Origin of the sequence: Streptomyces sp. TSRI0281, from assembly GCF_001905125.1 — a bacterium.
Classification (GTDB): domain Bacteria; phylum Actinomycetota; class Actinomycetes; order Streptomycetales; family Streptomycetaceae; genus Streptomyces.
Genome location: NZ_LWLE01000020.1, coordinates 52,237 through 71,473 on the forward strand (window position 1 = coordinate 52,237; position 19,237 = coordinate 71,473).

The 19,237-nt window shown below is 71.9% G+C and carries 17 protein-coding genes and 1 pseudogene; 2 read left to right on the top strand and 16 right to left on the bottom strand.

Translation table 11 applies throughout. From position 1 onward, the window contains the following. Positions 1 to 49: 49 nt before the first annotated feature. Complete coding sequence (locus A6A29_RS24460) at positions 50 to 454, bottom strand: (2Fe-2S) ferredoxin domain-containing protein (RefSeq protein WP_073722847.1); 405 nt, start codon at positions 452 to 454, stop codon at positions 50 to 52. A gap of 336 nt (positions 455 to 790) precedes the next feature. Between A6A29_RS24460 and A6A29_RS24465 the strand changes: the two genes are divergently transcribed. After that, positions 791 to 1,375, top strand: a complete 585-nt coding sequence (locus tag A6A29_RS24465) for a TMEM165/GDT1 family protein (protein ID WP_073722850.1) — start codon at positions 791 to 793, stop codon at positions 1,373 to 1,375. Between the two features lie 236 nt (positions 1,376 to 1,611). Here the strand turns inward: A6A29_RS24465 and A6A29_RS24470 are convergent, their stop codons facing one another. From A6A29_RS24470 to A6A29_RS24530, 13 genes and pseudogenes are all read right to left on the bottom strand, one after another. Beyond that, positions 1,612 to 2,130, bottom strand: a complete 519-nt coding sequence (locus tag A6A29_RS24470) for a methylated-DNA--[protein]-cysteine S-methyltransferase (RefSeq protein WP_073722852.1) — start codon at positions 2,128 to 2,130, stop codon at positions 1,612 to 1,614. 20 nt (positions 2,131 to 2,150) lie between these two features. After that, positions 2,151 to 3,623: an AlkA N-terminal domain-containing protein gene (locus tag A6A29_RS24475; RefSeq protein ID WP_073722854.1), complete on the bottom strand. Its 1,473-nt coding sequence runs from the start codon at positions 3,621 to 3,623 to the stop codon at positions 2,151 to 2,153. Positions 3,624 to 3,923: 300 nt separating this feature from the next. Continuing rightward, the gene (locus tag A6A29_RS24480) at positions 3,924 to 4,844 is read right to left on the bottom strand and encodes a DUF5829 family protein (RefSeq protein WP_107468315.1); all 921 of its coding nucleotides are present in this window, start codon (positions 4,842 to 4,844) and stop codon (positions 3,924 to 3,926) included. Between the two features lie 255 nt (positions 4,845 to 5,099). Then, positions 5,100 to 5,480, bottom strand: a pseudogene (locus tag A6A29_RS43365) (GNAT family N-acetyltransferase); the annotation flags it as partial. Then, on the bottom strand, positions 5,477 to 6,892 hold the full coding sequence (locus tag A6A29_RS24490) for a phytoene desaturase family protein (RefSeq protein WP_073722856.1): 1,416 nt from the start codon (positions 6,890 to 6,892) through the stop codon (positions 5,477 to 5,479). The pseudogene A6A29_RS43365 and the gene A6A29_RS24490, both read right to left, overlap by 4 nt. A 179-nt stretch (positions 6,893 to 7,071) precedes the next feature. After that, on the bottom strand, positions 7,072 to 7,917 hold the full coding sequence (locus tag A6A29_RS24495) for an inositol monophosphatase family protein (RefSeq protein ID WP_073722858.1): 846 nt from the start codon (positions 7,915 to 7,917) through the stop codon (positions 7,072 to 7,074). Positions 7,918 to 7,962: 45 nt separating this feature from the next. Then, positions 7,963 to 9,804 (bottom strand): gamma-glutamyltransferase family protein, encoded by a 1,842-nt coding sequence (locus A6A29_RS24500; protein ID WP_073722860.1) that lies wholly within the window; start codon positions 9,802 to 9,804, stop codon positions 7,963 to 7,965. A gap of 245 nt (positions 9,805 to 10,049) precedes the next feature. Further along, positions 10,050 to 11,021: an ABC transporter ATP-binding protein gene (locus tag A6A29_RS24505; protein WP_073722884.1), complete on the bottom strand. Its 972-nt coding sequence runs from the start codon at positions 11,019 to 11,021 to the stop codon at positions 10,050 to 10,052. Between the two features lie 110 nt (positions 11,022 to 11,131). Beyond that, positions 11,132 to 12,304: an ABC transporter ATP-binding protein gene (locus tag A6A29_RS24510; RefSeq protein WP_079182994.1), complete on the bottom strand. Its 1,173-nt coding sequence runs from the start codon at positions 12,302 to 12,304 to the stop codon at positions 11,132 to 11,134. Then, positions 12,301 to 13,155 carry an ABC transporter permease gene (locus A6A29_RS24515; protein WP_073722862.1) on the bottom strand — a complete coding sequence of 285 codons (855 nt, stop codon included), beginning with the start codon at positions 13,153 to 13,155 and terminating at the stop codon, positions 12,301 to 12,303. The genes A6A29_RS24510 and A6A29_RS24515 overlap by 4 nt, the downstream gene beginning before the upstream one ends. Positions 13,156 to 13,199: 44 nt before the next feature. After that, positions 13,200 to 14,153 (bottom strand): ABC transporter permease, encoded by a 954-nt coding sequence (locus A6A29_RS24520; protein ID WP_073722864.1) that lies wholly within the window; start codon positions 14,151 to 14,153, stop codon positions 13,200 to 13,202. Next, on the bottom strand, positions 14,150 to 15,733 hold the full coding sequence (locus A6A29_RS24525) for an ABC transporter substrate-binding protein (RefSeq protein ID WP_107468313.1): 1,584 nt from the start codon (positions 15,731 to 15,733) through the stop codon (positions 14,150 to 14,152). The genes A6A29_RS24520 and A6A29_RS24525 overlap by 4 nt, the downstream gene beginning before the upstream one ends. Positions 15,734 to 15,967: 234 nt before the next feature. Then, positions 15,968 to 16,939: a LysR family transcriptional regulator gene (locus A6A29_RS24530; RefSeq protein ID WP_073722868.1), complete on the bottom strand. Its 972-nt coding sequence runs from the start codon at positions 16,937 to 16,939 to the stop codon at positions 15,968 to 15,970. An 82-nt stretch (positions 16,940 to 17,021) separates the two neighbouring features. Here A6A29_RS24530 and A6A29_RS24535 point away from each other — a divergent pair, with 82 nt between their 5' ends. After that, the gene (locus A6A29_RS24535; RefSeq protein WP_073722870.1) at positions 17,022 to 17,720 is read left to right on the top strand and encodes a type 1 glutamine amidotransferase domain-containing protein; all 699 of its coding nucleotides are present in this window, start codon (positions 17,022 to 17,024) and stop codon (positions 17,718 to 17,720) included. 152 nt (positions 17,721 to 17,872) lie between these two features. On the opposite strand, the gene A6A29_RS24540 is transcribed toward A6A29_RS24535, so the two are convergent. Together A6A29_RS24540 and A6A29_RS24545 are read right to left on the bottom strand one after the other, a co-directional pair. After that, positions 17,873 to 18,241, bottom strand: coding sequence for a Zn-ribbon domain-containing OB-fold protein (locus A6A29_RS24540; protein ID WP_073722886.1), 369 nt, complete (start codon positions 18,239 to 18,241; stop codon positions 17,873 to 17,875). Positions 18,242 to 18,355: 114 nt separating this feature from the next. Next, on the bottom strand, positions 18,356 to 19,048 hold the full coding sequence (locus A6A29_RS24545) for a TetR family transcriptional regulator (protein WP_073722872.1): 693 nt from the start codon (positions 19,046 to 19,048) through the stop codon (positions 18,356 to 18,358). Positions 19,049 to 19,237 lie beyond the last annotated feature (189 nt).

Genomic DNA, 19,237 nt, shown 5'->3' on the forward strand with positions numbered 1-19,237 from the left:
CAGATACGGCCTGCGGACACGACTTTCGGATACGGCTCTCGGATGCGGCTTAGTGGTCGAGTTCCGCCTGGACGCGGCGCGAGGGCTTGAAGACGTACAGGTCGAGGATCTCCGGAGCGTCCGCGAGCCCCGGACCGCCCGCCGCCGCCCAGGTCGCGATGTCCGCCACGGCGTCCGGGTCGTTGACCAGACCCAGCCAGACCGGGCGGCCCCCGGCACGCCGGCCGTCGGACGAGGGCTGGACGACGATGACATTGCCCTGCTCACAGGCGTCCAGGCACTCCACCGCACGCACCGTGGCGGTGGGGCCGAGGGATTCCCGCAACTGGGCGAGCTGCCCGGCATGGTCCACGCCGGGGATCTTCTCCGTCCCGCAGCAGCAGCCCCGGCAGACACTGACGGTGGGCCGGGGCGGGCCCTCGGCGGGGGCGGCCTTGCGGGGGCGGCGGCTCATGCGGGGCACTTCCGGTCGTGGCGGCGCTGATGATCACCGGCGACTCTACCGAGCGCCCTCCGCCTCGAACAGCTGCACCCCCGGCGGACCGGGTGGGGTAATGTTGATGGCTGCGAAGGGGAGTAGCCCCGCAAACCGGTCGTCGACACACTGGAGCCCTCGGGTTCCCGGTGGCCGGGCTCGTAGATGCTTACGGGCGGGCGAGACCTTCGGTCAGGTATGACACGCCCGTGCCCTGCGGGCGCTGCCGTCATGCCGGGCCGAGTGGTCCTCCGAAAAGCCCGAACGGCGCTTCGCGAGACCCGGGGCCCGGCTCTCAACAGAAAGCCACCCGGAATGCATCTCGACCCACTGGCGATCCTTACCGCCTTCGGGCTGATCTTCCTCGCGGAGCTCCCCGACAAGACGATGTTCGCCTCGCTGGCCATGGGCACGCGCATGCGTCCGCTCTATGTCTGGTTCGGCACGTCGTCCGCGTTCATCGTGCATGTGGCCATCGCGGTCGGTGCCGGCAGCCTGATCGGGCTGCTGCCCGACTGGATCGTCAAGCTGGTCTCGGCCTCGCTCTTCGCGTTCGGCGCGTTCATGCTGCTGCGCAGCGGGAGCGGCGACGACGAGGAGGACGGCGAGGTCAAGACCGTCACGGGCTTCTGGCCGGTCTACTCGACCGCGTTCATGGCGGTCTTCATCAGCGAATGGGGCGACCTCACCCAGATCACCACCGCCAACCTCGCGGCGAGCAACGGCACATGGTCCACGGCGATCGGTTCGGCCGCCGCCCTGATGTCCGTCTCCGCGCTGGCACTGCTGGCGGGTCGCTTCATCGCCAAGCGGGTGCCGCTGAAGACCGTTCAGCGCATCGGCGGTTTCTGCATGCTCGGCCTCGCCATCTGGTCGGTCGTGGAGATCTTCACCGCCTGACGCGGCGTACGTACGGCGGAGCCGGGGCCGAGGGGCCCGGCTCCCGCCGCCGGGCCGTGGGTGCCTCTCCGGCCCTGAGCCGTGGGGGGCTTGGGGCTTTTCTGCACTTGGGCCATGGGTCGTGGGTCACGGGTCGTGGGTCACGGGTCGTGGGTCACGGGTCGTGGGTCACGGGTCGTGGGCAGTGACCCGTCATGGGCCGCGCGGCCCCGGACCGTGGTCCCGTGGGGGGCCGGTCAGAACAGCGCCGGTACGTCGTTCTCCGTACCGTTCTCGAAGGCGAGCAGCCGCTGCTTGCGGTCGAGCCCGCCGCCGTATCCGGTGAGGCTTCCCGACGCACCGATGACCCGGTGGCACGGGACGACGATCGAGACCGGATTCTTGCCGTTGGCGAGGCCGACCGCCCGGGAGGCGCCGGGCTTGCCCAGCTGTTCGGCCAGTTCGCCGTAGGAGCGGGTCTCCCCGTACGGGATCTTCAGCAGCTCGGCCCAGACACTCTGCTGGAACGGGGTTCCGGCCAGCCGCAGCGGCAGGTCGAACTCCGTCAGCTCGCCCGCGAAGTACGCGTCCAACTGGCGGTTCACCTCGGGGAACGGGCGCGGGTCGGGCTCGCCGAAGGTCTCCTCCGGGGGGCGGTGGCGCTGCCCGGTCATATAGATGGCGGACAGGACGCCGTCCGTGGCGACGAGCGTCAGGGGGCCGTACGGGCTGTCGGTGACCGTGTGCTGCTTGGTCTCCGCGTGGTCGGCAGACATGGGTGGGGGTCCTTTCGCGGTCAGGCGGGCAGGTGGTTGATGGGGTGGTCGTCAACGGTCCACAGGTACTGGACCGCGTACGCCCGCCAGGGCCGCCAGTCCGCGGCGCGTGCGGTGAGGGCGGCGGGGGTGGCGGGGAGACCGAGCTGCTCCGCCGCCCTGCGGATGCCGAGATCGGTGGGCAGGAAGGCGTCCGGGTCGCCGAGTGCCCTCATGGCGATCACCTCGACCGTCCAGGGGCCGAAGCCGGGCAGTGCGGTGAGTTCCGCTCGGGCCCGGCCCCAGTCGCTGTCGTTGCCCAGGCGCAGCGATCCGTCGGCGAGGGCGGTGACGAGCGTGGTGAGGGTGGTACGGCGGCTGCGGGGCAGGGCGAGCGACTCGGGGTCGAGCCCCGCCAGCGCCTCCGGGGTGGGGAAGAGGTGGGTCAGGCCCCCCTCGGGGTCCTCGACGGGGACACCGTGTGCGGTGACCAGCCGGGCCGCGTGGGTGCGGGCAGCGGCGGTGGAGACCTGCTGGCCGAGCACCGCCCGTACGGCGAACTCCCCCGCGTCGACGGTGCGCGGCACACGTCTTCCCGGGGCCTTGTCGACCAGCGGGGCGAGCAGCGGGTCGGTGCGCAGCTGCTCGTCGACGGCGACCGGATCGGCGTCCAGGTCGAGCAGCCAGCGGCAGCGGCTGATGGCGAGCGTGAGGTCGCGCGGGTCGGTGAGGGAAAGCCGGCAGGCGATGTGGTCGGGCTGCGGGGCCAGGGCGACGATGCCGTGCCCGTACGGGAGGGTGAGCGTGCGGCGGTAGGCGCCGTCGTGCCATTCCTCGACGCCGGGTACGGCGGTCGCGGCGAGGTGCCCGAAGAGGTTGCTGGGGTTGAGCGGGGCCCGGTACGGCAGGCGCAGCGCGATGACGCCGGGGGCGGCGGGCGCCTTGGGCCCCCGGGCGGCCCGGGTGCGCAGTTCGCCGGGGGCGAGGGCGAAGACCTCGCGGACGGTGTCGTTGAAGGTGCGGATGGAGGCGAAACCGGCGGCGAACGCCACCTCGGCCATGGGGAGCGCGGTGGTCTCGATGAGCAGGCGGGCGGTCTGGGCCCGCTGGGCGCGGGCCAGGGCCAGGGGTCCGGCACCCAGCTCGGCGAGGAGCTGGCGCTCGATCTGCCGGGCGGAGTAGCCGAGCCGGGCCGCGAGACCCGGTACGCCCTCGCGGTCGACGACCCCGTCCTGGATGAGACGCATGGCACGGGCCACCGAGTCGGCGCGGGCGTTCCACTCCGGGGAGCCGGGGCTGGTGTCGGGCCGGCAGCGCTTGCAGGCCCGGAATCCGGCCTGCTGACAGGCGGCGGCGCTGGGGTAGAAGGTCATGTTGCGGACCTTGGGCGGCACGACGGGGCAGCTGGGACGGCAGTAGATCCGGGTGGTGAGGACCGCGGTGAAGAACCAGCCGTCGAAGCGGGCGTCCTTGGACTGGACGGCCCGCACGCAGCGCTCGGTGTCGGTGTGCATGGTTCAAGCATCGGTCACCGGCAAGGGCAGGGCTGGCGGAAATCCGACATCAAGGTTGCGCGGAAATGCGACACGGAAGCTGTGTGAAAGGTGACATGGCAGCTGTCTGAAGGGGGACACGACGGCTGTGTGAAGGGTGACATGGCAGGCGTGTGAACGGTGACATGGCAGGCGCCCGCGAAACCGCGGGCGCCTGCCATGTTCTCCTCCGGGCGGATGCGGGGCGGATGCGGGCCCCGCGCCTCCTGGTGCGGGGCCCGCGGGCCCCCTACGCCTCCGGGTTCAGGGGGCGCGAGCCCCCTACGTCCCGTCGCCGAAGGTCCACACGGCACGGCTTCCCGGGCCGACGACGAGGGTCGACCGGCCGATCTGTTCGGTGTGCGGTTCCGCCACGGACCGGTTCAGCGACAGCTCGACCTGTCGCAGGCCCGCCCGGTCGCGCGCGACGGCGTCGAGACGGATCTCGGTGCCGCCACGTACGGCCACGGCTCCCCCGCCCGCCTCGGTCCGGACGACGAACCCGCCGGCCCGCAGCAACGGCACCGTACGGGCAAGGTCCCCTTCCGTGACCGCGAGGCGGATGGACACCACGTCACGCATCAGATGGCCGCGGTAGTCGTCGGAGAGATAGCGCTCCCGGCCGACGTCACCGGGGTAGGAGGCCGGCTCGGTGTTGCCGCGCGGGTCGGCGAAGTACTCCGGCAGGTACTCCATCCCCCAGGCCCCGAACGCGTCGTACTGGGCGGAGGTGAAGACGGCGTCGAACCAGGGCACCGGGACACCGTCGCCGAAGTCACGTGTCTGACGGAACTCGACGGGGTCGGTGATCCCCTGGTCCCGCAGCCGCTGGATCACCGTCGTCAGGTCTCCGGACCGCTCGGTCGAGACGCCCATCCCGGCCGATCCGAGGGTGCCGTCCTGGCCGGGCAGATCGCCCACTCCGAACAGTTCGAGATATGTCTCACGGCCCATCAGATAGCGGCCGGTCCACGTCTGTCCATCGGCACCGGTGGTGGTGCGGACCTGGAAGTTGGCGAAGTTCCTGAGGTAGTCGGAGTGTTCGATGGCGTCGGCGGTCTCCCTGTCGAAGACCCCGTAGGCGTGGTTGAAGAAGAGCAGTTGCCGGTCGTGCAGTTGTCGGCTCCCCTCGGCGCGCGCGGTCCCCGTACCGTGCTCGATCACGCCTGGAAGGGTCACCGCGAGGGCCACCGCGAGAACCATGGTCATCCGTAACATCTGGCGAAGCAGCATGCGGGGAATCGTAGGGCGGGCGGTGGACGGCCGCCGATATTTTCGCGGAAGCCCGGGGCGCGTGGCGAGTGGCGCCGACAGGGCGGCTCCGGGCCGCCGCCGCTGCCCTGCCTGTTGGCCCGCCCCGCACGCCGCCCGCCCAGCACGTCGCCCCGCCCCGCGTGCCTGCCCGCCCTGCCGCCCTACCCTCCTGGCCGCCAGCCCCCCTGACTGTCGGCCGCCGGAGCTACGGGGGTTGCTCTCCTCCACAGCCAGTTCGCTCTGCCGCAGACCGCGGTTCCTGATCCGCAGTTCCGCGGCTCGGACGAGGAACGTACCGATGCCGCACGACTGCAACGCGGGGTGCACAGCGAGCTGCCGGAGCGTCCCGGCGCCCTCCTTGACCAGATAGTCGATGCCCCCCTTCGCCACAGGGACGTCCGATGCCGGGCAGATCGCCAGGTAGTCGACCTCCCCCAGCCGGGCACGCTCGATCTGCTTCGCCACGCCGGTCAGATGGTGGGGGGACCCCGACCATCCGCACGACGCCAGGTCCTCGTGCGTCAGGTCACGTACCGACAGTGCCGGCACGACGCGGCCCGCCGAGGGCCCCGCGCCCGCGTTCATCGGGACCGCAGCCGACGCCAGACGGCCTTCGCCGCGTGATGGCCCGACATGCCGTGCACGCCGGGACCGGGAGGAGTGGCCGAGGAACAGAGGAAGACCGCCGGGCGGGCGGTGGCGTAGGGAACACGGGCGAGCTTGGGGCGGATCAGGGTCTGAAGTCCGGAGAAGGCCCCGCAGGCGATGTCACCGCCGACGTAATTGGCGTTGTGCGCGGCGAGTTGGGGCGGGCCCGAGACAGCGCGGGCGAGCACCAGGTCACGGAACCCGGGGGCGAAACGCTCCAGTTGGCGCTCGATGACCTCGGTGGCGTCGCCCTGCCACCCGGCCGGGACGTGCCCGTACACCCAGAAGACATGGCGGCCCTCGGGAGCTCTGGACGGATCGATCAGGCTCGGCTGTGCGGTGATCAGGAACGGAACGCTCGGGTCCCGGCCCTCCACGGCGGAGCGCAGCGCGGTGTCGATCTCGCCCGCGGTGGGCCCGATATGGACCGTGCCGGCGCGCCGGGCGTCCTCCGCGGCCCAGGGGACCGGGCCCGACAGCGCGTAGTCGATCTTGAAGGCGGAGGCGCCGTAACGGTAGCCGCGGTACGTGTCGCCGAGCCCGGCGATCCGGGCCAGGGCGGTCGGCGAGGTGTCAAAGACATAGGCGCGGGCGGGCGGGAGTTCGTCCAGGCGCTTGACCTCGATGCCGGTGCGGATCGTGCCGCCCTGTTCGCGGAGGTACGAGGCGAGGGCGTCGGAGATGGCCTGCGAGCCGCCGCGCGGCACCGGCCAGCCATTCTCGTGGGCGGCGAGCGCGAAGACCAGGGCGATGGCCCCGGTGGCGAATCCGCTGGTCGGCGCTATGGCATGGGCGGCGAGCCCCGCGATGAGCCCTCGGGCCCGGTCGCCGCCGAAGCGCCGGGAGAGCCAGGTCGCGGGCTGCAGTCCGAGTGCGCCGAACCGGGCCAGGCGGTACGGGTCGCGGGGCAGCCCGTCCCACGGGGTGCGCAGGAAGTCGGCGGCGAGGGTGTCCCAGTGGCCGAGGAAGGGGGCGACGAGCCGGCGGTAGGCCCCGGCGTCCTGCGGCCCGAGCGACATCGCGCTCCGCCCCACCGACCGGGCGAGCACGGCGGCCGTACCGTCGGGGAAGGGGTGGGCGAGCGCCAGTTCGGGCTGGATCCACTCCAGGCCGTGGCGGGCCAGGGGCATCTGCCGGAACGCGGGTGAGCCGATACCCAGCGGGTGCACGGCGGAGCACGGGTCGTGCCGGAAACCGGGGAGGGTCAGCTCCTCGGTGCGGGCGCCTCCGCCGACGCGGTCCGCCGCCTCGTACACCTCCACGGCGAGGCCCCGGCGGGCCAGTTCGACTGCGGCGGTCAGTCCGTTGGGGCCCGCCCCCACGACGACAGCATCGAGCATCGACGGCACCTTCGGACTCCTTCGTCAGCCGATGGGCAAGGAACCCAGGATATGAGGCCCCTCGGACAGTGGGGCCGGGGGTGGCCCCTCATAGGCCCTGGCATCCGCCCGGCGGGGTGCCGGTCCCGCCGGTTACTCGCCCCCCGGCCGGTCACTCGTCCCCCGGCCGGACCGGCACCGTCTTCTGCTCAGGCGCTCGTGCGCAGCGCGTCGAGGATGCGCCGCGCGGTGGCCTCGTCCCTGGCCGCGGTGAAGGGCAGGTCGTTGCCGCCGGCGATACGGAAGGGGGCGCCGGACAGGGTGGCCTGGGCGCCGCCCGCCTCGGTGACCAGGAGCAGGCCCGCCGCGTGGTCCCAGGCGTACTCCCAGTTGAAGGCGACCGCGTCCGACGTACCGCGGGCCACGGCGAGGTACTCCAGGCCGGCCGAACCGCAGGGCCGGGCGTCGATGCCGTCGGTGCGCAGGCCGAGGAGGGCCCGCTTCTGGGCGTCGGTGGTGTAGTCGGGGTGGGACATCGCCACCTCCAGGACGGCGCCCGGGGCGGGCGAGCCGGACCGTATCGGCTCGCCGTTGAGCGTGGCTCCCCGGCCGCGTACCGCGACGGCCATCTCGTCCAGTGCCGCGGCGTACGTCCAGGAGGCGACGAGCTCACCGTGGTGCGCGAGCGCGACGAGTGTGCAGAAGCCCGTCTCCCCGCGTACGAACTGGCGGGTGCCGTCGACCGGGTCGACGATCCACACCGGCGCGTCGCCGCCCAGCGCGTCGTACACCGCCGGGTCGGCGTGGACCGCCTCCTCGCCGACGACGACCGAACCGGGCAGCAGCTTGGTCAGGGAGGCGGTGAGGTGCTCCTCGGCGAGCCGGTCGGCGGTGGTGACCAGGTCGTGGGGGCCGTTCTTCTCGATGATCTCGTGCGCGGCGAGCTGCCGGTACCTCGGCATGATCTCGGCGGCGGCCGCGGCGCGGACCGCCGCCTCGACCTCGGTCAGCGGCCCGGTGTCCCCGGCGGTCTCGGCCAGAAAGTCATCGATCATGACTCCAGCTAAGCACGCTCCGCCGGGGACTCATCGGGCGGGCGGTCAGCGGCCGACCGCGTATCCCTGCATCCCGCGCGGATTGGCGGCGGCGGACAGGATGCCGGTCCGCGGGTCCCTGGCGACCACGCACATCCGGCCCTCCGACCAGGCGCTGCCGACCGTGACGTCATGGCCGCGGCGGCGCAGTTCCCCGATCACCTCCGGGTCCATGCCCTCCTCGACGGTGACGCTTCCGGGGTGCATACCGCGCGGGAAGAAGGAGCCGGGGAAGCTGTCGTTGTGCCAGTTCGGGGCGTCGATGGCGCCCTGGAGGTCGAGGCCGCCGCGGACTTCGGCGCGCAGGGCGACGGCGAGGAAGAAGTGCACCTGCCACTGGTCCTGCTGGTCGCCGCCGGGCGTGCCGAACGCCATGACGGGGACGCCGTCGCGCAGCGCGAGGGACGGGGTGAGCGTGGTGCGGGGGCGGCGGCCGGGGGTCAGCGAGTTCGGCAGTCCCTCCTCCAGCCAGGCCATCTGGAGCCGGGTGCCGAGCGGGAAGCCGAGCTCGGGCACGACCGGGTTGGACTGGAGCCAGCCACCGCTGGGGGTGGCCGAGACCATGTTGCCCCAGCGGTCGACGATGTCGACGTGGCAGGTGTCGCCGCGGGTGGCGCCGTCCGGGGCGACCACCTGCTCGCCGGCGCCCGCGCCGTGCTCGGCGACGGTCGGCTCGCCCACTCCGGCCGTCGGGATGCCCAGGGCGTCGAAGCCGGACTCGCCGGAGGCGACCGCGTGGGCGTGCGCGCTGAGGAGCGGGGTGCGGCCGTCAGGGCTGCCGGGGCGCAGCTCCAGCGACGCGGTGTCGCTGATCAGGGCGCGGCGCTCGGCGTTGTACGGCTCGGAGAGCAGCGCGTCGAGCGGTACGTCGGTGGCGTCGCCGTACCAGGCCTCGCGGTCGGCCATCGCGAGCTTGCAGCCCTCGATGAGCAGGTGGACGTAGTCGGCGGAGCCGTACGCGGGCAGTTCGGCGGGAAGCAGGGCGAGCTGCTGGAGGAAGGCGGGGCCCTGGCTCCAGCCGGCCGCCTTGGCCAGCGTCCAGCCGTTCCAGTCGTACGTGGCCGGCGCCTCGTACGACGCGGACCAGCCCGCCAGGTCGGCGGCGGTGAGGGTGCCGGTGTGGCGGGTTCCGCTGGTGTCCTTGGTGGGGACGGCGGCCTGGCGGACCAGTGCCTCGGCGATGAAGCCCGTACGCCAGATCGCGCGGGCGGCCTCGATCTGCGCGGTGCGGTCCTCGCCGCCGGTCTCCTCGGCCTCCGCTATCAGACGGCGCCAGGTCGCGGCCAGGGCCGGGTTGCGGAACAGCTCGCCGGGCCGGGGCGCCCTGCCGCCGGGGAGGTAGACGTCGGCGGAGGTGCGCCACTCGGTCTCGAAGAGCTCCCGGACGGTCTCCACGGTCTGACCGACGCGCTCCACGGGGGCGTGGCCGTCCTCGGCGTAACCGATCGCGTAGCGCAGGACCTCCGCGACGGTCCGGGTCCCGTGGTCGCGGAGCAGCAGCATCCAGGCGTCGAAGGCGCCCGGCACGGCGGCGGCGAGCGGTCCGGTACCGGGGACCAGGTCGAGGCCGAGGGAGCGGTAGTGCGCGACGGTGGCGCCCGCGGGGGCGGGGCCCTGGCCGCACAGCACCTGTACGGCGCCGTCCTTCGGCGCCAGGATCATCGGGACCTCACCGGCCGGGCCGTTGAGGTGCGGTTCGACGACGTGCAGGACGAATCCGGCGGCGACGGCCGCGTCGTAGGCGTTGCCGCCCTCCTCCAGGACGGCCATCGCGGACTGCGAGGCGAGCCAGTGGGTGGAGGACACCATGCCGAAGGTGCCCTGAAGGGTCGGCCGGGTGGTGAACACGGATGCGGCTCCTTGCTGCGACGTGCGAGGTTCTGAGTGACGGGGTTCTGGGGTGCTCGGGGTGCTCGGGTCGTGGGGCTGCTCGGTGCTCTGGAGTGCTCGGTGCTCCGGAGTGCATGGGTCTACGGCGTGCTCGGGTCTACGGGTTGCCGTGCGGATCGTACGTACGCGCCGCCCTGCTGTTCGGCCGTCCTGCTGTACTGCTGTACTGCTGTACTGCTGTCCGGGCGTACTGCTGCCCGATGTCAGGCGGTGGCGCCCGGTGCGGTGGCGTCGGGTGCGGTGCCGTCGTCGGTCACGAGGTGGCAGGAGACCTGCCGTCCGCCGGGGATCTCGCGCAGTACGGGGATCTCGGTGCGGCACCGGTCGGTGGCGAGCGGGCAGCGGGTGTGGAAGCGGCAGCCGGGCGGCGGGTCGAGCGGGCTGGGCAATTCGCCGTGCAGCACGATGCGTTCGCGGGAGCGCTGGAGAACCGGGTCGGGGACGGGGGCGGCGGAGAGAAGAGCCTGCGTGTACGGGTGCTTGGGGGCGGCGAACAGCTCGACGGTCGGGGCCTGTTCGACGATCTGCCCGAGGTACATCACGGCGATCCGGTCGGCGAGGAATTCGACGGCGGCCAGGTCGTGGGTGATGAACAGGCAGCCGAAGCCCCGGTCGCGCTGGAGGTCGGCGAGGAGGTTGAGCACGGATGCCTGGACGGACACGTCGAGCGCCGAGGTCGGTTCGTCGGCGACGAGCAGATCGGGGTCGCAGGAGAGCGCACGGGCGATCGAGATGCGCTGGCGCTGCCCGCCGGACAGTTCGTGGGGGTGCCGGTCGGCGTGCTCGGGGCGCAGCCCGACCTGGCCGAGCAGTTGCTCGACCCGTTCCCGTACGGCCGCGCCCCGTGCCCTGCGGTGCAGCCTGATGGGTTCGGCGATGATCTGGCCGATGGTCATCCGCGGGTCGAGCGAGGACGACGGGTCCTGGAAGACCAGGTGGAAGTCCTTGCGCAGGGGCCGCAGGGCGCGGCGGGAGAGGTGGGTGATGTCCGTGCCGTTGATGTGGACGGTTCCGGCGGTGGGTTCGTCCAGGCGTACGGCGCAGCGGCCGACGGTCGACTTGCCGCTGCCGGACTCACCGACGAGGCCGACGACCTCGCCGCGTCCGATGGTGATCGAGACTCCGTCGACGGCCCGGACGGTGCCGTTGCCGGAGGCCCCGAAGTGCCGTTCCATGGCGTTGATCTCCAGCACCGGGGGGTGCGGGAGAACCGGGGGGTGCGGGAGAGGGGTGTCCTCGCCGGCTTCGCCGCTTTCGCGCGATGTGGGGACGGCCTGTGCGGTGGTCACTTTCCGGCCTCCTGGTCGGGTCGCGCGTCATGGGCGGCGGTCACTGCACCCGCGGCCTCGGTGACGGCTACTACGCCCGCGGCCTCGGTGGCAGTCGCTCCACCGGCGTCGGGAGTGGTGGTGGTCGCCTCGGTGGTCGCCTCGCCCGCGGCGTACGGGTGCCAGCAGGCCGTCCGGTGCGCGGCGTCCGTTCCGGCCTGCGGGTCGATGGCCCGGAAGCCGGGGCGGCCCCCGGTGCACGTGGCGTCGGCGCGGGCACAGCGCGGGGCGAAGGTGCAGGCGTCGGGCTGGCTGTCGAGGCTCGGCACGAGGCCGGGGATCTCGGGGAGCCGGCGTTTGCCCTCGCCGCCGGGCCGGAGCACGGCGCCGAGCAGGCCGCGGGTGTAGGGGTGGCGGCCGGAGGCGAACAGGTCGTGGACCGGGGCCTGTTCGACGGCGCGGCCCGCGTACATCACGAGCACCCGGTCGGCGGCGTCGGCGACGACACCGAGGTCGTGGGTGACCAGGACGATGGCGGTGCCGAGGCGTTCGCGCAGCGACTGGAGGACTTCGAGGATGCCCGCCTGCACCGTGACGTCGAGCGCGGTCGTCGGCTCGTCGGCGATGAGGACGGACGGGTCGCAGGCCACGGCGATGGCGATCATGACGCGCTGGCGCATGCCGCCGGACAGCTGATGCGGGTATTCGTCGACGCGGCGCGACGGGGCGGGGATGCCGACCAGTTCGAGGAGGTCCACGGCGCGCGCCTTGGCGTCCTTCTTGCTCAGTCCCTGGTGCCGGCGGAGCACTTCGCCGATCTGCCGGCCGATGGTGAGGACCGGGTTCAGCGAGGTCATCGGTTCCTGGAAGATCATCGCGATGTCCTTGCCGCGTATCTTCTGGAGTTCCCTCTCCGGTGCGCCGACCAGTTCGCGCCCGCCGAGCACGATCGATCCGCCGACGCGGGCGGTGGGCGGGAGCAGCCCCATGGTCGCCATCGAGGTGACGGACTTGCCGCAGCCCGACTCCCCCACCACGGCGAGGACTTCACCGGGTGCGAGGTCGTAGGAGACCCCGTCGACGGCGTGCACGGTGCGGGTGTCGGAGCGGAAGGAGACCGAGAGGTCGCGCACGCTCAGAACGGGTTCGGGCTGTGGGCTCCGTACGGGTTCGGGAAGGGTCTCGGTCATCGGGTCCCTCCACGGGGGTCGAGGACGTCACGCAGCCCGTCGCCGAGCAGGTTGAAGGCCAGGGTCGCCGCGACGATCGCCAGGCCGGGGAAGACGGCCAGCCAGGGCGCGGGGGCCAGGAAGGACTGGGCCCCGGAGAGCATCACGCCGAGCGAGGGGTCGGGCGGCTGGACGCCGAGGCCGAGGAAGCTCAGCAGCGCCTCGCCGATGATCGCGGCGGGGATGCCGACCGTGGCCTGGACGATCAGGGCGGAGGTGGCGTTGGGCAGGATGTGCCGGAAGAGCACGGTGGCGTCGCCGCCGCCGTTGACGATGGCCGCGCCGACGTAGTCCACATGCTTGAGCCGCAGGGTCTCGGCCCGGGTGATGCGGATGACGGCGGGGATCTGGGAGATGCCGATGGCGATGGTCGCGTTGGTCAGCGACGGGCCGAGGATCGCGGCGAGTCCGACAGCGAGCACCAGGAACGGGAAGGCCAGCATGGTGTCGGTGAGGCGTGACACCGCACTGTCCGCGAACCGGCCGTAGTAGCCGCCGAGCAGTCCCAGCGGTACGCCGACGACGAAGGCCAGCACGACGGCGACCAGGCCGACCTGCATGGAGGCGCGGGCGCCGTGGACGATGCGGGAGAGCTGGTCGCGGCCGAGGTCGTCGGTGCCCAGCCAGTGCGCCCAGCTGGGTTCGGCGAGTACGTTCCCGAAGTCGGGCTGCGCCGGGTCGTACGGGGCGATGAGCGGGGCGAACAGGGCGGCGAGGATGAAGACGGCGGCGATGACCGCGCCGGTGAGGGCGAGCCGGTTGCGGCGCAGGGCGCGGAGCTTGCCGCCGCCCCGCCTCCTGCGCTCGGTCACCGGTGGCGGGGTGGGGAGCGCCGAGGTCTCTGGGGTCGCTGTGGTCACCGGGCACCTCCGAGCCGGATGCGCGGGTCGATGACCGAATAGACCACGTCGACCAGCAGATTGATGAGGATGTACGCGGCGGAGGTGCAGAGCACCACGGCCTGGAGCGTCGCGTAGTCACGGGTGAAGACGGCGTCGATGGTGAGCTTGCCGAAGCCGGGCAGGACGAAGATCTGCTCGGTGACGACGGCGCCGGAGATCAGATGGCCGAGCTGGAGGCCGAGCACGGTCACCACGGTGACGAGCGAGTTGCGCAGCGCGTGTCCGCCGATGACGGAGCGCCTGGACAGGCCCTTGGCGCGGGCGGTGCGGACGTAGTCGGCGGAGAGCGAGTCGAGCATCGCGGCGCGGGTCTGCCGCATCACGACCGCGGCGAGCCCTGAGCCGAGCACGATCGCGGGCAGCACCATGCGGCGCAGGTTGTCGATCGGATCGGTGCCGAAGGGGACGTATCCGGAAGCGGCGAACACGGGGACGGCGATGGCGAATCCGAGGACGAGCACGATGCCGAGCCAGAAGGTCGGGATGGAGAGGCCGATCAGCGCGATGGCGTTGGCGAGCCACTCCTCCGGCTTCCCGCGCCGTACGGCGGCGACGACTCCGGCGCCGATGCCGACGACGATGGCCAGGAGCAGGGAGAGAGCGGCCAGTTCCAGGGTGACGGGCAGGGCCTGTGCGATGGCGTCGGCGACCGGGAGTCCGGTACGGGAGGAGGTGCCGAGGTCTCCGGTGAGGGCGTGGCCGATGAACCGTCCGTACTGGACCACGACGTTGTCGTTGAGCCCGTAGCTCTCGCGGATCGCGGCGAGCGCCTCGGGGCTGCGCTCCTCCCCGGCCAGGGCGAGCGCCGGGTCGCCGGGCAGCGCCCGGATTCCGGCGAAGACCACGATGCTGACGAGGAAGAGGGTGATGAGGGACTGCCGCAGGCGCGTCAGCAGGTATTTCGTCATCGGGTGTACCCCGCAGTCTTGACCCGGACCAGTCCGTCGCCGTAGACGCGGATGCCCGCGACGTCCTTGGTGGCGACGACGTAGTTCTTCTGCCGGTAGAGGTAGATCATCGCGTGGGCGTCCTGGACGCGACGGGTGAGTTCGTTGTAGATCCCGGTGCGCCGGGCCGGGTCGGCAACGGTGCGGCCCTGGGCGATCAGCCGGTCGATCTCCGGGTCGCCGAGTCCGTAGGCGTTCATGGCGCCCGCGGTCTTGAGGAAGTTGGAGACGTTGCCGTCCGGGTCGAGCCGGCCGGACCAGCCGCTGGTGAAGACGTCGTAGTCACCGGCGTCGGTCTCCGCGAGCATGGTGGCGTACTCGGTGGGCCGCAGCGTCAGCTCGAAGCCCGCCTCCTTGACCATGGCCTGGAGGACCTGGCCGACGCGCCCCTGTTCGGGGGTGGTGGAGGTCTTCAGCTCGATCCTGACCGGGGTCTTGACCCCGGCGTCCTTCAGCAGCTTCCTGGCCTTGGCGACATCGCGCCGGGGGCAGTCCTCCGGTTCGATGCCGGGGGCGATGGCGGACTGCGGGGAGAGCGGACCGCAGGCCGGTTCGTACATGCCCTGGAAGACGACCTTGTTGATCAGGTCACGGTCGATGGCGAGCTCGAAGGCTTCCCTGACGCGGACGTCCCGGGCGAGCGGGGTGTCGAGTTTCCCGGGCTTCTGTCCGAGGCCGTTCACGTTGCCGACGTTGAGGCCGATGCCCTGGTAGCCGAGGGAGGGTGAGTTGAACAGCTGGAGCTTCGGCTCGGTCAGCGCGCTCCGTACGTCGACGGGGCCCATCTGGTCGCCGATCTGGAGGTCGCCGGAGCGCAGGTTGGCGAGGCGGACATTGCCGTCGGGGATGGGTTTGTAGACGACGCCGTCCAGGTGGACCTTGTCGGCGTCGTAGTAGTGCGGGTCCTTCTTGAGCACGATCCGGTCGCCGCCGACGCGCTCGACGAAGCGGAAGGGGCCGACGCAGGAGGGGTGGTTGGTGAAGTCCTTCCCGTACTTCTTGAGCGCGGTCGGTGACATCACCATCCCGGCCCGGTCGGCGAGCACACCGGTGAGGGGTACGTAGGGGTGGTCGAGGACCATGCGGACGGTGAGCGGTCCGGCGGCCAGCGCCGTGCGGACCGGGGCCAGCTCGGTGCCGCGCGCCGATCCGGGAAGGTCGCGGTGGCGCAGCAGCGAGGTGACGACCGCCTTCGCGTCGAGCCGGGTTCCGTCGCTGAACGTCAGGCCGGGGCGCACCCGCAGGGTGACGGTGCGGCCGTCGGCCGAGACATCGGGGAGCGCGGCGGCGAGCTGCGGCACTACGGTGCCGTCCGCGTCGATGTCGTAGAGCTTCTCGCACATACCGGCGAAGACCGTGCGGCCCACGAGGGTCTGGGCAAGGGTGGGGTCCAGTTTGTCCGGGTCGGAGTTGAGAGCCACGGTGAGTGTCCCGCCGTCGCGTACGGACCGGTCGTCGGTCTTCCGTACACCGCCGACCTCGGTCGCCGAGGACTGCAACGACGCGCAGCCCGAGGTGAGGGACACCAACGCAACTGCCACCAGGGCAACCGCTTTTCGGCGCACGAGGGCCTACCTCCCGCCAGGGGTGATCAAGGGAATATCGCAGACCGTATTTCGCATACAGTCCGCAAGGCAAGAGGTCCGCCCACATAGCGGACAGGATTTTCCTGACGATCGGATAACGGAGCCGCGGATCGAAGCTGCGGACCGGGGCCGCGGATCGGAGCCGTGGACCGGGCTACGGGCCGGAGCGGCGTGGACCGGGGCCGCGGATCACCAGGCGCGGGCGGCTCGCACCAGGTGGTCGCGGACGCGGGCGACATCGGGGTTGGCGGTGGAGCCGGGGCGCTGGACCAGGTACGCGGTGTTGAACGGGGGGTCCACGGGCTCATGCAGTGCGACGAGGGCACCCGAGGCCAGTTCGGCCCGGCAGAGATAACGGGGCAGCACCGTGAAGCCCGCCCCCGCCGTGACGGCCGACAGAACGCCGCGCAGGTCGGGGACGGTGAGAGCGGCCTGAACGCTGAGACGCCCGCCGAAGACATGGCGCCAGTAGCGGCGGGCGATGGGCAGGTCCTCGGCGTACGTGACCAGCGGGACGCCGTGCAGCACGGCGGGGCCTTCGGCGGCGATCCGCGCCGGGCCGCCCGTGCGCGCCGCCCAGACGGGCGCGGCCACCAGCACGAACTCCTCGTCCATCAGGGGCACCGACGCCAGGGCCCGCCCGCGCGGCCGGGCCGTGGCGATGACCAGGTCGTGGCGGCCCGCGCGCAACTCGTCCAGGAGCGGGTCGGTGAGGCCGGTGACCACCCGCAGCCGTACGCCGTCGGCCACCAGGGACGCCAGCGCGGGCAGCACCTGCACGCACATCGCCTCGGCCGGGCCCGCCAGATGTACGGGCTCGGCCGGGCGCTCCTCGTCCGGCGAGCCGAGGCCGCCGCCCGCTACTGCGGCGAGGGCGTCGAGCGGGGCGTCGACCCTGGCGGCGAGTTCGTCCGCGAAGGGCGAGGCGGCGACACCGCGCGGCAGCCGCTCGAACAGCTCACGGCCCAGCTGCCGCTCCAGGGACCGGATCTGCGTGGTGACCGTCGGCTGCGACAGGCCGAGCAGGCGCGCGGCGGCGGTGAACGATCCGGACCGATGGACGGCGAGGAAGGTACGCAGGAGATTCAGGTCCGCCGGACGGCCGGGTACTGCGGCTGTCCGGCCCAGTCCCGCCAACCCATTGGATTCCTTATTTCTCACAGAGGCAAGCCTATGGGAAACCTATGGGTCGCCCGGCCTACGGTCGGAGGCATCAGCGACCCGACCTTCGGAGACATGTGACATGGCAAAGATCCTTTTCGTGGTGACCGGTGCCGACCACTGGACACTGGCCGATGGAACCAAGCACCCGACCGGCTTCTGGGCCGAGGAAGCCGTCGCTCCGTACGAGGCGTTCAAGGCCGCCGGCCACGAGGTCGTCGTCGCCACTCCCGGCGGGGTCGTCCCGACCGTGGACCGGGGCAGCCTCGCCCCTGAGGTCAATGGCGGCCAGGAGGGTGCCGACCGCGTCGCCGCGGGACTCGACGCGTTCACCGAGTTGCGCAGGCCGATCGCGCTGGAGGGCGTGGACCTCGACGCGTACGACGCCGTCTTCTACCCCGGCGGCCACGGGCCCATGGAGGACCTCGCGGTCAACGCCGACTCCGGGAGGCTGCTCACCGAGGCCCTGGCGTCCGGCAAGCCGCTCGGTGTCGTCTGCCACGCACCGGCCGCACTGCTCGCCGCCACCGGGCCCGACGGCGTCAACGCGTTCGCCGGATACCGGCTCACCGGCTTCACCAACGCCGAGGAGCGCCAGGCCGGTCTGGCCGACAAGGCCAAGTGGCTGCTTCAGGACCGCCTCGTGGAGATCGGCGCCGACTTCCAGGAGAGCGAGCCGTGGGCCCCGTTCGTCATCGTCGACCGCAACTTGGTCACCGGACAGAACCCCGCGTCCTCCGCACCGCTGGCCGCCGAGCTGGTCAAGAAGCTGGCAGCCTGAGGAACGGGCACGCACGACGGGCACCCCGAGCCGGGCGGGGCGGGGCGGACAGGCTCGTTGCTCGGCTCGGCTCGGCTCGTTGCTCAGCTGGACTCGGCTCATCGCTCAGCTGGGCCCGGCGCTCAGCTCAACTGCGCACTCGGCTCGGGGCGTCAGGTCCAGGCGTTGAGCACGGGCGGTTCACAGAGCTCGAAGACCACGTCGCCCTCGTCCGGGCCGGCACCGGCCACGGGCCGCACCCGCGCACCGGCCGCCACCAGGTGCGGAGCGACGCCCACGACACGGCAGCGGAACACGAACCCTTCGGAGAACCGCACGAGGGACTCGTTGCGCGCCGCTTCCGTGTAGCGGTGCACCACCGCGCTCCGTACGACGACCCCGTGTCCGGTGCCGCGTTCGGGCTCCAGATCGCTCGACGCGCACACCGGGCACAGCAGCCGGCGGAAGGAGGCGGTGCCGCACCAGCGGCAGCGGTGGTAGGACAGGCCGCACTCTTCGTGCGCGCTCCGGACGGTGCCAATTCCTGTCTGGGACACGGCTCTACCCCCTGCGCTCGGCTCGGACGCGCCGCACCTCGATGTCGGCGCGTCCGCACCATATGGCACTGAGTGCCGAGTGGTAAAGGCACTGAGTGCCTATTCTTCGGCCGAACCCTGGCCCACGACCGACTCGATCTGCTGCACGACGCGCCACATCGGGGTGCCCTTCGGGGCGACCATGACGATGACCTCGTTGCCGCCGGACGCCACCGCCCGGACCGGCACGGGACGCTCGACGCCACTCCCCCACACATCCCGCACCATCCCCAGGGCGTGGTCCACGGCGGCCTCGGGATCACCCGCACCACCCGAACGCAGCCACAGCCGCAGCCCGTTGTTGTGCGCGGCGACCACCGAAGCGGCGATCACCTCGGCGCGCAGGGCCTCGTCCCCCGTCTCACCGAACCGGCCGCGCAGATGACCGGCCAGCGCCTGCTCGTAGCGCCGCACCACGGAGAGTTCGTACGTACGCAGACCGGGCACCTCACGGGTGAGCCGGTAACGCTGCACGGAGAACTGGGGGTTGACGGAATACATGCGCAGCACGATCCGGGCGGCATCGCACACGGCGGCCACCGGATCACTGTCGTCGACGGCGGCCAGAAAGGCCGTCACCTCGGCGAGGCAGCTCTCGTGATCGGGGAAGACCGCATCCTCCTTGGAGGGGAAGTAGCGGAAGAACGACCGGCGCCCGACCCCGGCCCGCGCCACGATGTCGTCCACCGTGGTCTGCTCGAAACCGCGCTCCAGAAAGAGCTGGAAGGCCGCCTGGGCGAGCACCTCCCGCATGGGGGCCTTCTTCTCTGGTCTGCGCGCCTCGGTCATGCGGCGAAACGTAGCACCGCAAGGACAGCTTTGGCACTAGGTACCTTTACAGAGGGTACTGAGTGCCATAATCTCGTTTCCACGAACCACACCCAGGTAGGAGAGCCGGCGTGAGCTTGAGGATCGTTGTCTGTGTGAAGTATGTGCCCGACG

Excerpts from the sequence above, each read along its gene's own strand:
- A6A29_RS24470 (WP_073722852.1), bottom strand. The coding sequence starts at position 2,130 with ATGTCTGCCGACCACGCGGAGACCAAGCAGCACACGGTCACCGACAGC.
- A6A29_RS24480 (WP_107468315.1), bottom strand. The coding sequence starts at position 4,844 with ATGGTTCTCGCGGTGGCCCTCGCGGTGACCCTTCCAGGCGTGATCGAG.
- A6A29_RS24475 (WP_073722854.1), bottom strand. The coding sequence starts at position 3,623 with ATGCACACCGACACCGAGCGCTGCGTGCGGGCCGTCCAGTCCAAGGAC.
- A6A29_RS24545 (WP_073722872.1), bottom strand. The coding sequence starts at position 19,048 with ATGCGGGAGGTGCTCGCCCAGGCGGCCTTCCAGCTCTTTCTGGAGCGC.
- A6A29_RS24465 (WP_073722850.1), top strand. The coding sequence starts at position 791 with ATGCATCTCGACCCACTGGCGATCCTTACCGCCTTCGGGCTGATCTTC.
- A6A29_RS24505 (WP_073722884.1), bottom strand. The coding sequence starts at position 11,021 with ATGGAACGGCACTTCGGGGCCTCCGGCAACGGCACCGTCCGGGCCGTC.
- A6A29_RS24460 (WP_073722847.1), bottom strand. The coding sequence starts at position 454 with ATGAGCCGCCGCCCCCGCAAGGCCGCCCCCGCCGAGGGCCCGCCCCGG.
- A6A29_RS24535 (WP_073722870.1), top strand. The coding sequence starts at position 17,022 with ATGGCAAAGATCCTTTTCGTGGTGACCGGTGCCGACCACTGGACACTG.
- A6A29_RS24495 (WP_073722858.1), bottom strand. The coding sequence starts at position 7,917 with ATGATCGATGACTTTCTGGCCGAGACCGCCGGGGACACCGGGCCGCTG.
- A6A29_RS24510 (WP_079182994.1), bottom strand. The coding sequence starts at position 12,304 with ATGACCGAGACCCTTCCCGAACCCGTACGGAGCCCACAGCCCGAACCC.
- A6A29_RS24520 (WP_073722864.1), bottom strand. The coding sequence starts at position 14,153 with ATGACGAAATACCTGCTGACGCGCCTGCGGCAGTCCCTCATCACCCTC.